At 56.9% G+C, this 11,990-nt stretch carries 13 protein-coding genes; 9 read left to right on the forward strand and 4 right to left on the reverse strand.

All coding sequences use genetic code 11. The annotated features are described in order from the left end of the window. Positions 1-26 precede the first annotated feature (26 nt). Together SK58_RS11065 and SK58_RS11070 are read right to left on the reverse strand one after the other, a co-directional pair. Entirely contained in the window at positions 27-845 is an 819-nt protein-coding gene (locus SK58_RS11065) for a DUF72 domain-containing protein (protein WP_048219877.1), read from the reverse strand. Beyond that, positions 842-1,408, reverse strand: a complete 567-nt coding sequence (locus SK58_RS11070) for a hydrolase (protein WP_015570278.1) — start codon at positions 1,406-1,408, stop codon at positions 842-844. Before SK58_RS11070 ends, SK58_RS11065 begins: the two co-directional genes overlap by 4 nt. Before the next feature lie 262 nt (positions 1,409-1,670). Here SK58_RS11070 and aspS point away from each other — a divergent pair, with 262 nt between their 5' ends. The 6 genes from aspS to ruvB all read left to right on the forward strand — a co-directional run bounded on the left by aspS (position 1,671) and on the right by ruvB (position 6,926). Continuing rightward, positions 1,671-3,443, forward strand: coding sequence for an aspartate--tRNA ligase (gene aspS / locus SK58_RS11075; RefSeq protein ID WP_017384352.1), 1,773 nt, complete (start codon positions 1,671-1,673; stop codon positions 3,441-3,443). Position 3,444: 1 nt separating this feature from the next. Then, positions 3,445-3,888 (forward strand): dihydroneopterin triphosphate diphosphatase, encoded by a 444-nt coding sequence (nudB, locus tag SK58_RS11080; RefSeq protein ID WP_003859745.1) that lies wholly within the window; start codon positions 3,445-3,447, stop codon positions 3,886-3,888. 27 nt (positions 3,889-3,915) lie between these two features. Further along, positions 3,916-4,656, forward strand: a complete 741-nt coding sequence (locus tag SK58_RS11085; RefSeq protein ID WP_003859747.1) for a YebC/PmpR family DNA-binding transcriptional regulator — start codon at positions 3,916-3,918, stop codon at positions 4,654-4,656. 34 nt (positions 4,657-4,690) lie between these two features. After that, on the forward strand, positions 4,691-5,212 hold the full coding sequence (gene ruvC / locus SK58_RS11090) for a crossover junction endodeoxyribonuclease RuvC (protein ID WP_003859749.1): 522 nt from the start codon (positions 4,691-4,693) through the stop codon (positions 5,210-5,212). A gap of 80 nt (positions 5,213-5,292) precedes the next feature. Beyond that, positions 5,293-5,907: a Holliday junction branch migration protein RuvA gene (ruvA, locus tag SK58_RS11095; protein ID WP_003859751.1), complete on the forward strand. Its 615-nt coding sequence runs from the start codon at positions 5,293-5,295 to the stop codon at positions 5,905-5,907. Positions 5,908-5,915: 8 nt separating this feature from the next. Then, on the forward strand, positions 5,916-6,926 hold the full coding sequence (ruvB, locus tag SK58_RS11100) for a Holliday junction branch migration DNA helicase RuvB (RefSeq protein ID WP_003859753.1): 1,011 nt from the start codon (positions 5,916-5,918) through the stop codon (positions 6,924-6,926). Between the two features lie 52 nt (positions 6,927-6,978). Here the strand turns inward: ruvB and znuB are convergent, their stop codons facing one another. Both znuB and znuC read right to left on the reverse strand, forming a co-directional pair. Then, positions 6,979-7,764 (reverse strand): zinc ABC transporter permease subunit ZnuB, encoded by a 786-nt coding sequence (gene znuB / locus SK58_RS11105; protein WP_015570280.1) that lies wholly within the window; start codon positions 7,762-7,764, stop codon positions 6,979-6,981. Beyond that, the gene (gene znuC / locus SK58_RS11110; RefSeq protein ID WP_048219879.1) at positions 7,761-8,516 is read right to left on the reverse strand and encodes a zinc ABC transporter ATP-binding protein ZnuC; all 756 of its coding nucleotides are present in this window, start codon (positions 8,514-8,516) and stop codon (positions 7,761-7,763) included. Before znuC ends, znuB begins: the two co-directional genes overlap by 4 nt. Positions 8,517-8,593: 77 nt before the next feature. Between znuC and znuA the strand changes: the two genes are divergently transcribed. The 3 genes from znuA to lpxM all read left to right on the forward strand — a co-directional run bounded on the left by znuA (position 8,594) and on the right by lpxM (position 11,962). Further along, a complete protein-coding gene (gene znuA, locus SK58_RS11115) occupies positions 8,594-9,538 on the forward strand; it encodes a zinc ABC transporter substrate-binding protein ZnuA (protein ID WP_032103662.1) in 945 nt (314 codons plus the stop codon). A gap of 15 nt (positions 9,539-9,553) precedes the next feature. After that, on the forward strand, positions 9,554-10,873 hold the full coding sequence (gene mepM, locus SK58_RS11120) for a murein DD-endopeptidase MepM (protein ID WP_003859762.1): 1,320 nt from the start codon (positions 9,554-9,556) through the stop codon (positions 10,871-10,873). 117 nt (positions 10,874-10,990) lie between these two features. After that, a complete protein-coding gene (gene lpxM, locus SK58_RS11125) occupies positions 10,991-11,962 on the forward strand; it encodes a lauroyl-Kdo(2)-lipid IV(A) myristoyltransferase (RefSeq protein ID WP_015570283.1) in 972 nt (323 codons plus the stop codon). Positions 11,963-11,990: the final 28 nt, after the last annotated feature.

Genomic DNA, 11,990 nt, shown 5'->3' on the forward strand with positions numbered 1-11,990 from the left:
GCACGTCTCTATGATAGGGGGTGATTTCAGAAAAGAGAAGATTGTTGTGGGATGGACGGCGCGGGGCCAACCGACGGAACTGCCTGCTGCAAGGCCTGCCAGAGAGCATCGACCAGTTCAGGCGCCTGTGCGATATCCGGCGTATGTAAAAAAAGGTACGGCGTGGTGGTGTGCTCCCATTTCGCCAGCGTTTGCAGCCAGACGGCGAACATCTCCTCATTTTGCTGCATGTTATCGCTGCCGATAAACCGGACCATCGGGTTCTGTGCCGTTACGATCGCGTGGACGGACACTTTAGGTTTTTTGCGCTGGGCATCAACAACGGCTTCGCTGTGCGGGATTGCGCTATGTACGGGGCGGCTGTCGAGGATCACGCGGTTGACCGATCGTTCATGCAGGCCGCGATTGAGCGCTTTCTCCGCGTCGCCCTTGGCAAAGAATTCCGGATGCCTTACTTCTACGCCGTAGGTGAAGCCATGCGGCAGGGCGTCGAGAAACTGCCAGAGGGCAGGCAGGTCGCGCGGGCTAAACGTGGCGGGAAGCTGGAGCCAGTACTGGCCAATACGGTTGGCCAGAGGCGACATCCGGGTGAAAAACTCGTGGGTTAAATCATCGCAGTTGCGCAGCGCGGCGTTGTGGGAGATGGTCGCCGGGAATTTAAAGCAAAAGCGGAAGTCGTCGCTGGTTTGCTCGCGCCAGCGTTCGACGATCTCCGCGCGGGGCAGAGCGTACAGCGTGGTATTGCCCTCCACGCAGTTAAAGTGTCGGGCATACTCTTCAAGGCTGGTAATACCCAGGCGCACCCATTTCGGGTGCGACCACTGGGGCAGGCCCACGTACATCATAGCGCGCTGAGGATCTCATCCGTGCTGCGCACGCGACCGATACGCGGGAAGATATGGGTCATGCTGCCCTGGTGCTGATCCGCAGAGGCTGCGCTGCACGCATCTTCCGCGATCACCAGGTTAAAGCCCAGCTCCCAGGCGTTACGGGCGGTGGATTCCACACCGATGTTGGTGGAGATCCCGCACAGAATAATCGTGTCGATCCCGCGACGGCGCAGCTGGAGCTCCAGGTCGGTGCCGTAGAATGCGCCCCACTGGCGTTTGGTGACTTCTATATCGCTGTCGCGTTTACCGAGCGAGACAGGATATGTCCACCAGTTGTCCGGCAGCGCCTGCGCCGGGGCCTTGGCATCAACCGGCTGCTTTAACGCTTCGGCGAAATCAGCGGACCAGCCGACGCGCACCATAACAACAGGCGAGCCGCTGGCGCGGCATTTTTCTGCCAGGCGCGCAGCGCGGCTGACCACATCGTCAGCGGTGTGCGGACCACCGGCAAAAGGCAGAATGCCTTCCTGTAAATCAATGACCACAAGGGCGGTTTTGGTGGCATCAAGTGTAAACATCGTCACTCCCGTCAAATGATTGCTTTTCTACACCTTACGACGTGATGGCCTGTTATCGGTCGGATAATTTTGTTAATTTTTGTGAGAATAGGCAATAAGAGTTCAGCAAACGCGCGTCAGGCCGTGCTTCGCTCTTATCGTGCGGCAGAATTTCCAGTATAATAGCCGCCTTTTTTCATCCAGTTGTGACATACAGAAAGCTGCGACATCGTAGCCTGCGAGACAGGCGACAATCAGCCTGCGGCTAATTAAGGGATATCTCATGCGTACAGAATATTGCGGGCAGCTGCGTCAGTCCCACGTCGGGCAGCAGGTCACCCTGTGTGGTTGGGTCAATCGTCGTCGCGATCTTGGTAGCCTTATCTTTATTGATATGCGTGACCGCGAAGGTATCGTTCAGGTGTTCTTCGATCCGGATCGCGCTGATGCGTTGAAGCTGGCTTCTGAGCTGCGCAATGAGTTCTGCATTCAGGTGACGGGCACCGTGCGTGCGCGTGACGAGAAAAACGTCAACGCCGACATGGCGACCGGCGCTATCGAAGTGCTGGCGTCCGATCTGACGATCATCAACCGCGCGGAAGCGTTGCCGCTGGACTCCAACCACGTCAACACCGAAGAAGCGCGTCTGAAATACCGCTACCTGGATCTGCGTCGTCCGGAAATGGCTCAGCGCCTGAAAACCCGTGCGAAAATCACCAGCCTGGTGCGCCGTTTTATGGATGACCACGGTTTCCTTGATATCGAAACCCCGATGCTGACCAAAGCCACGCCGGAAGGCGCGCGCGACTACCTGGTGCCATCCCGCGTCCATAAAGGCAAATTCTACGCGCTGCCGCAGTCACCACAGCTTTTCAAACAGCTGCTGATGATGTCCGGCTTCGATCGCTACTATCAGATCGTGAAATGCTTCCGCGACGAAGACCTGCGCGCTGACCGTCAGCCAGAATTTACCCAGATCGATGTGGAAACCTCCTTCATGACCGCTGAGCAGGTGCGTGAGGTGATGGAAGCCCTGGTGCGTAGCCTGTGGAACGACGTGAAAGGCGTTGAGCTGGGCGATTTCCCTGTCATGACCTTCGCGGAAGCCGAGCGTCGCTACGGTTCCGACAAACCAGACCTGCGTAACCCGATGGAGCTGGTGGACGTGGCAGACCTGGTGAAAGCCGTTGAGTTCGCGGTCTTTGCTGGCCCGGCTAACGATCCGAAAGGCCGCGTGGCTGCCCTGCGCGTTCCGGGCGGTGCTGCCCTTAGCCGTAAGCAGATTGACGACTACGGCAACTTCATCAAGATCTACGGCGCGAAAGGTCTGGCCTATATTAAAGTGACCGAGCGTGCAAAAGGTCTGGAAGGCATCACCAGCCCGGTGGCGAAATTCCTGAATGCGGACATCGTGGAAGCGATCCTTGAGCGCACCGGCGCGCAGGACGGCGACATGATCTTCTTCGGCGCAGACAACAAGAAAGTGGTTGCGGATGCGATGGGCGCGCTGCGTCTGAAGCTTGGCAAAGACCTGAACCTGACCGACGAAAGCAAATGGGCGCCGCTGTGGGTAATCGACTTCCCGATGTTTGAAGACGACGGTGAAGGCGGCCTGACCGCGATGCACCACCCGTTCACCTCGCCAAAAGAGATGACGGCGGCAGAGCTGAAAGCGGCGCCGGAAGACGCGGTGGCAAACGCCTACGATATGGTCATCAACGGCTACGAAGTGGGCGGCGGTTCCGTGCGTATTCACAGCGGTGAAATGCAGCAGACCGTGTTCGGCATTCTGGGCATTAACGAGCAGGAGCAGCGCGAGAAGTTTGGCTTCCTGCTGGACGCCCTGAAGTACGGTACCCCTCCGCACGCGGGTCTGGCCTTCGGTCTTGACCGTCTGACCATGCTGCTGACCGGCACCGACAACATCCGTGATGTGATCGCCTTCCCGAAAACCACCGCAGCGGCGTGTCTGATGACTGAAGCGCCAAGCTTTGCCAACCCGGCCGCGCTGGCTGAGCTGGGCATTGAGGTGGTGAAGAAGGAAGAGAAAAACTGATATGGCATATAAGCGTCCCGTTTCGGTTCTGGTGGTCATTTATGCAGAAGACACGAAGCGGGTGCTGATGTTGCAGCGGCGCGACGATCCGGATTTCTGGCAGTCGGTTACCGGCAGCCTGGAAGAGGGAGAGACCGCGCCGCAGGCCGCCGCGCGTGAAGTAAAGGAAGAGGTCGCCATTGACGTTGCTTACGAGCAACTGACCCTGAAGGACTGTCAGCGCACGGTGGAGTTTGAAATTTTTAGCCATTTACGTCATCGCTATGCACCGGGCATTGAGCGCAATACGGAATCGTGGTTCTGCCTTGCGCTTCCCCATGAGCGGGAGATCGTGTTCACGGAACACCTGACCTACCGCTGGGTGGATGCGGCGGATGCCGCCGCACTGACCAAGTCGTGGAGCAACCGGCAGGCGATTGAAGAATTTGTAATTAACGCTGCCTGAGAAGGCGCGATTTTTGGAGAACTTTTTATGGCAGGTCATAGTAAGTGGGCCAACACCAAACACCGCAAAGCGGCACAGGATGCCAAACGCGGTAAAATATTTACCAAAATCATTCGTGAGCTGGTGACAGCGGCGCGTCTGGGCGGCGGCGATCCGGCCTCTAACCCACGTCTGCGCGCAGCGGTGGATAAAGCCCTGTCCAACAACATGACGCGTGACACCCTGAACCGTGCCATCGCACGTGGCGTGGGCGGTGATGAAGACGCGAACATGGAAACCATCATTTATGAAGGTTACGGTCCTGGCGGTACGGCGGTGATGGTTGAGTGTCTGTCCGACAACCGTAATCGTACCGTTGCGGAAGTGCGTCACGCGTTCACCAAAACCGGCGGCAACCTGGGCACTGACGGTTCTGTAGCGTACCTGTTCAGCAAAAAAGGCGTCATCTCCTTCGAGAAAGGCGACGAAGATGCGATCATGGAAGCGGCGCTGGAAGCCGGTGCGGAAGACGTGGTGACCTATGACGACGGTGCTATTGATGTTTACACCGCATGGGAAGAGATGGGTGCCGTGCGCGATGCGCTGGAAGCGGCTGGCCTGAAGGCGGATAACGCTGAAGTCTCCATGATCCCGTCTACCAAAGCGGACATGGATGCGGAAACCGCACCGAAACTGCTGCGTCTGATCGACATGCTCGAAGACTGCGACGACGTGCAGGAAGTGTATCACAACGGTGAAATCTCTGATGAGGTTGCAGCGACTCTCTGATGAGAGCCTGTAAACCGTTTACGGGAGACGCGTGATGTCGATTATTCTCGGGATTGACCCCGGCTCACGCGTCACCGGCTATGGCGTTATCCGTCAGGTGGGACGCCAGCTAACCTACCTCGGCAGCGGCTGTATTCGCACCAAAGTGGACGATCTGCCGTCGCGCCTGAAGCTCATCTATGCGGGCGTGTCGGAGATCATCACCCAGTTCCAGCCGGACTATTTCGCCATCGAGCAGGTCTTTATGGCGAAAAACGCTGACTCGGCGTTAAAGCTCGGTCAGGCGCGCGGCGTGGCGATTGTTGCCGCCGTGAACCAGGATCTGCCGGTGTTTGAGTACGCGGCCCGTCAGGTTAAGCAGACGGTGGTGGGCATTGGTAGCGCGGAGAAAAGCCAGGTGCAGCACATGGTGCGTACCCTGCTGAAGCTCCCTGCGAACCCGCAGGCCGACGCCGCGGATGCGCTGGCCATTGCGATTACCCACTGTCACGTCAGCCAGAATGCGATGCAAATGAGCGAGTCGCGGCTCAATCTGGCGCGAGGCAGGTTACGATAATGACAAATCAGGCTGGATGTTTATCCAGCCTTTTTTTATTATGTCGGCAGTTAATTTCTTCCAGAACGCAGGAGCGTCACGTGATAGGCAGACTCAGAGGCATCATCATTGAAAAACAACCCCCGTTAGTACTGCTGGAAGTGGGTGGCGTGGGCTATGAAGTCCATATGCCAATGACCTGCTTCTATGAGCTGCCGGAGGCGGGCAAAGAGGCGGTTGTCTTTACCCAGTTTGTGGTGCGTGAAGACGCTCAGCTGCTGTACGGCTTCAATAACAAACAGGAACGCACCCTGTTCCGCGAATTGATTAAAACCAACGGCGTCGGGCCGAAGCTGGCCCTGGCGATTCTGTCCGGTATGTCAGCGCCACAGTTTGTGAACGCCGTTGAGCGTGAAGATCCGGCTGCGTTAATTAAACTTCCTGGCATCGGGAAGAAAACCGCCGAGCGCCTGATTGTCGAGATGAAGGACCGCTTCAAAGGTCTGCATGGCGATCTGTTCACGCCGGCAGCCGATCTGGTGCTGACTTCCCCGGGCGCGCCTGCATCTGATGATGATGCCGAGCAGGAAGCGGTTGCCGCGCTGGTGGCGCTGGGCTATAAACCTCAGGAGGCCAGCCGGATGGTGAGCAAAATTGCTAAACCGGATGCCAGCAGTGAAACTCTGATTCGTGAAGCGCTGCGCGCTGCATTGTGAGGTAAAGGATGATTGAAGCAGACCGCCTGGTATCGGCAGGCACCATTCAGCCAGATGACGTGGTGGATCGCGCGATCCGTCCCAAACTGCTGGATGAGTACATCGGCCAGCCGCAGGTTCGTTCTCAGATGGAGATTTTCATCCAGGCGGCAAAGCTGCGCGGCGATGCGCTCGATCACCTGCTGATTTTTGGTCCGCCGGGGTTAGGTAAAACCACCCTGGCGAATATCGTCGCCAATGAAATGGGCGTTAACCTGCGTACCACCTCCGGCCCTGTACTGGAGAAAGCAGGGGACCTGGCGGCGATGCTGACCAACCTCGAACCGCATGACGTGCTGTTTATCGATGAGATCCACCGTCTTTCACCGGTGGTGGAGGAAGTGCTCTATCCGGCAATGGAGGATTACCAGCTGGATATCATGATCGGTGAAGGTCCGGCCGCGCGCTCGATCAAAATCGATCTGCCACCGTTTACCCTGATTGGCGCCACGACCCGCGCCGGCTCGCTGACCTCTCCACTACGCGACCGTTTTGGTATCGTGCAGCGTCTGGAGTTTTATCAGGTGCCCGACCTTCAGCATATTGTAGGGCGCAGCGCGCGCTACATGGGGCTGGATATGAGCGAAGAGGGGGCGTTTGAAGTGGCGAAGCGCTCCCGCGGTACGCCGCGTATCGCCAACCGCCTGCTGCGCCGGGTGCGTGACTTTGCCGAGGTGAAGCACGACGGCACCATATCGGCCGAGATCGCCGCCCAGGCGCTGGATATGCTGAATGTCGATGCCGAAGGCTTTGACTATATGGACCGTAAGCTGCTGCTGGCGGTGCTGGATAAGTTCTTTGGCGGGCCGGTAGGGCTGGATAACCTGGCGGCGGCAATTGGCGAAGAGCGTGAGACTATCGAGGACGTGCTGGAGCCGTATCTGATCCAGCAGGGCTTCTTGCAGCGTACCCCGCGTGGTCGTATGGCAACGGTGCGGGCGTGGAATCATTTCGGCATTACGCCGCCCGCGATGCCGTAAGCAGCGATAAATTGTAGCCCCGGTAAGCGAAGCGCCACCGGGGACATGCTGACTACTGCGCGGTCTTTTTCATCATACTGAAAATAAACAACACCGCCGCGCACAGTACCACCGACGGCCCCGCTGGCGTGTCATAAAACGCCGAGAAGGTTAACCCGCCCGTCACCGCAATCATTCCGATAATCACCGCGATACCGGCCATTTGCTCCGGCGTTCGCGCAAAACGGCGCGCAGTGGCGGCAGGAATTATCAGCAGCGACGTGATGATCAGCGCGCCAACAAATTTCATCGCCACGCCGATGGTTAACGCCGTCACCAGCATCAACAGCAGCTTCACGCGCTGAAGCTTCACGCCATCAACAAAGGCCAGATCCGGACTGACGGTCATAGCCAGTAAATTCCGCCACTGCCACAGCAGGATCCCGAGCACCACTGCCACGCCAATGGCAATAGAAATCAGATCTTCGGGCGTGACGGCCAGCAGATCGCCAAACAGGTAGGCCATCAGGTCCACGCGGATGTTTGACATCAGGCTCACCACCACCAGGCCCAGCGACAGGGCGCTGTGCGCCATAATGCCGAGCAGGGTATCAATTGCCAGATGAGGACGTTTTTCCAGCCAGACCAGACCGGCAGCCAGCAGCAGCGTGACGACAATCACCGCATAAAACGGGTTCACGTCCAGTAACAAACCAAACGCCACACCCAGCAATGAAGCATGGGCCAGCGTATCGCCGAAATAGGACATTCTGCGCCAGACGACAAACGAGCCGAGTGGACCCGCGGCGCAGGCAAGCATAATCCCGGCCAGCCAGCCGGGCAGTAACAGTTCAATCATGAGTGTCCATTTCCCCGACGCAGGACGATTCGTCCCTGTAAATCATGGCGGTGATTGTGATTATGACGATAGATGCCCAGCTGCTCGGCGCCACGATGGCCAAACATAGAGATAAATTCCGGATGCATTGACACCACTTCCGGCGTGCCGGAACAACAAATGTGATGGTTCAGGCACAGCACTTCGTCGGTTTTGGCCATCACCAGATGCAGATCATGGGACACCATCAGCACCGCGCAGTTTAGCTCCCGACGGAGCTGGTCAATCAGATCGTACAGCGCAACCTGACCGTTGACGTCAACACCCTGCGTCGGCTCGTCCAGGACCAGCAGCTGAGGGCTGCTGAGCAGGGCGCGGGCAAGAAATACGCGCTGGGTTTCACCGCCCGACAGCTTTTGCAAGGGCGCCTCAACAAGATGTCCCGCCTGAACGCGTTTCAGCGCCGGGAGGATATCCGCTTTACGCGTACCGGGACGGAGGCGCAGGAAGCGGCTCACCGTCAGGGGCAGGGTGGCATCGAGGTGTAATTTTTGCGGCACATAGCCGATACGCAACTTGTCTTGGCGGACGATAACACCTGCATCAGGGGCTACCAGGCCTAATACGACGCGTACCAGCGTCGACTTGCCTGCACCGTTAGGGCCGAGCAGCGTGAGTATTTTGCCGGGCTTCAGATTCAGCGACACCTCAGAAAGGACGCGGCGCTGGCCGAATGAGACCGAAACATTTTCAAGAGAAACTAAAGTCGTCATGTCAATTTAAGCTTGCAGAAGTCATCGAATGTTATAATATCACATTCCACGCATTCATTACGATGATTAGTCGCATTATGTTACAGAAAAATACGCTTCTTTTCGCAGCTTTATCCGCTGCTCTTTGGGGTACAACAGCACAAGATGTTAACGCCGCCGTTGTCGCTTCGCTTAAACCGCTTGGATTTATCGCCTCTGCCATCGCGGATGGGGTCACTGAGACCCAGGTTCTGCTGCCTGATGGTGCTTCCGAGCATGATTATTCCCTGCGTCCATCTGATGTAAAACGCTTACAGAACGCGGACTTAGTCGTCTGGATTGGTCCTGAGATGGAAGCGTTCATGCAGAAGTCAGCCAGTCAGCTTCCCGCTGAGAAACAGGTGACGATTGCCGGGCTGTCCGGCGTGAAACCGTTACTCATGAAAGGAGCTGAGGACGAGGGTGACGAACACGACCACGACCATGCTCACGGTGAAAAAGGTGACGACCATCACCATCACGGCGAATACAACATGCATCTCTGGCTCTCCCCAGAGATAGCGCGGCTTACAGCGGTTGCAATCCACGACAAATTAGTGGAACTTATGCCGCAAAGTCGAATCAAACTCGACGCCAACCTGAAGGATTTTGAGGCTCAATTAGCCGCAACCGACAAACAGGTGGGTAACGAGCTCGCACCGCTTAAAGGAAAAGGGTACTTCGTTTTTCATGATGCCTACGGGTATTACGAGAAACATTACGGTCTGACCCCGCTGGGGCATTTTACCGTCAACCCTGAAATTCAGCCTGGTGCGCAGCGTTTACATGAAATCAGAACACAGTTGGTTGAGCAAAAAGCGACATGCGTTTTTGCTGAGCCACAGTTCAGGCCAGCGGTCGTAGAAGCCGTGGCCAGGGGAACATCCGTGCGCATGGGAACCCTTGACCCGCTAGGTACGAACATCCAGTTGAGCAAAGCGAGCTATTCGCAGTTCCTCAGCCAACTGGCGAATCAGTATGCGAGCTGCCTGAAAGGAGATTAATGAGGAAGTGAATACGTGCAACAGATAGCCCGCTCTGTCGCCCTGGCATTTAACAATCTGCCTCGACCCCACCGCGTTATGCTGGGGTCGCTTACAGTTCTCACATTAGCGGTCGCCGTCTGGCGGCCCTATGTTTACCACCCGAGTTCCGCCCCAATCATTAAAACCATCGAACTGGAGAAGAGCGAGATCCGCTCTCTGCTGCCTGAGGCCAGCGAGCCTATCGATCAGGCCGCTCAGGAAGATGAAGCGATTCCCCAGGATGAGCTGGATGACAAGATCCAGAATGAAGCCGGCATTCATGAATATGTTGTTTCTACTGGCGATACGCTGAGCAGCGTCCTGAACCAGTACGGTATCGACATGGGCAACATCAGCCAGCTCGCCGCATCCGATAAAGAGCTGCGTAACCTGAAAATTGGTCAGCAGCTTTCCTGGACCCTAACGCCCGACGGCGATCTGCAACGTCTGACCTGGGAGATGTCCCGTCGCGAAACCCGCACCTACGATCGCACTGCAAACGGTTTCAAAATGACCAGCGAATTGCAGCAGGGCGACTGGGTTAACAGCGTCATGAAAGGAACCGTCGGCGGCAGCTTTGTTTCCAGCGCACGCGATGCTGGCCTGACCAGCGCTGAAATCAGCTCGGTGATCAAAGCCATGCAGTGGCAGATGGATTTCCGCAAACTGAAAAAAGGCGATCAGTTCTCTGTCCTGATGTCCCGCGAAATGCTGGATGGTAAGCGCGAGCAGAGCCAGCTGGTGGGCGTTCGTCTGCGTTCAGACGGCAAAGACTACTACGCTATTCGCGCGGAAGACGGTAAGTTCTATGACCGCAGCGGTACGGGTCTGGCAAAAGGCTTCCTGCGTTTCCCAACGGCGAAACAGTTCCGCGTCTCCTCCAACTTCAACCCGCGTCGTCTGAACCCGGTAACTGGCCGCGTAGCGCCGCACCGTGGCGTTGACTTCGCCATGCCGCAGGGCACGCCAGTGCTGGCGGTAGGGGATGGTGAAGTAGTCATGGCGAAACGCAGCGGTGCTGCTGGCTACTACGTTGCTATTCGTCACGGTCGTACGTACACCACCCGCTACATGCACCTGCGTAAACTGCTGGTCAAACCGGGCCAGAAAGTGAAACGTGGCGATCGCATCGCGTTGTCCGGTAACACCGGCCGGTCGACGGGGCCGCACCTGCACTACGAAGTGTGGATCAACCAGCAGGCAGTTAACCCGCTGACGGCAAAACTGCCGCGCACCGAAGGGCTGACCGGCAAAGATCGCAAAGATTACCTGGCGCAGGTGAAAGAGGTGATGCCGCAGCTGCGCTTCGACTAAGCTCTCCTGATTTAAAAAGCCGGCGTCAGTATGCGCCGGCTTTTTCTTTTGTGCGCGGGCGGCAGCCTCGCTACACTATCCGAATATATTTTTGCGTCACCAGACCCTGGAACCCGCATGGAAACCAAAAAAAACAATATTGAGTACATTCCCGAGTTTGAAAAATCTTTTCGCCACCCGCGTAACTGGGGCGCCTGGCTTGGCGTATACGCGTTTGCTGGCATGGCGTTGCTACCTGCTTCCCTCCGCGATCCGGTGCTCGGCAAAGTGGGGCGCCTGGCAGGGCGCTTAGGTAAAAGCGCACGCCGCCGCGCGCAAATAAATCTGTTGTACTGTTTTCCGGATAAAAGCGACGCCGAACGCGAAGCAATCATTGATGACATGTATACCACCGCGCCACAGGCCATGGCGATGATGGCGGAACTGGCGCTGAAAGGGCCGGAGAAGATCGTCGAACGCGTTGACTGGAAAGGGCTGGAGATCATCGACGAGATGCGTCGCAATGATGAAAAGGTGATTTTCCTGGTGCCGCACGGCTGGGGGGTAGACATTCCGGCGATGTTAATGGCGTCGCAGGGCCAGAAAATGGCGGCGATGTTCCATAATCAGGGAAACAAAATCTACGACTTCGTCTGGAATACCGTGCGCCGTCGCTTTGGCGGGCGTTTGCACGCCCGAAACGATGGCATTAAGCCTTTCATTCAGTCGGTACGTCAGGGTTACTGGGGCTACTATCTGCCCGATCAGGACCACGGCCCGGAACACAGCGAGTTTGTCGATTTCTTCGCAACCTATAAAGCCACACTACCCGCGATTGGTCGCCTGATGAAAGTCTGCCGCGCCCGCGTGATCCCACTGTTCCCGGTTTATGACGGTAAAACGCATCGCCTGAGCATTGAGGTACGTCCGCCGATGGACGATCTGCTGACCGCAGACGATCACACCATCGCACGTCGCATGAATGAAGAGGTGGAGGTGCTGGTGGGGCCGCATAAGGAGCAATATACGTGGATCCTGAAGCTGCTCAAAACGCGTAAACCTGGCGAAACAGAGCCGTACAAGCGTAAAGAGCTTTTCCCGAAGAAATAGGAAACCTTCACCCCTCTCCCCTTAGGGG

The sequence above is a fragment of the Enterobacter sp. BIDMC93 genome (assembly GCF_001037805.1).
In the GTDB taxonomy this organism is placed as follows: domain Bacteria; phylum Pseudomonadota; class Gammaproteobacteria; order Enterobacterales; family Enterobacteriaceae; genus Enterobacter; species Enterobacter hormaechei_C.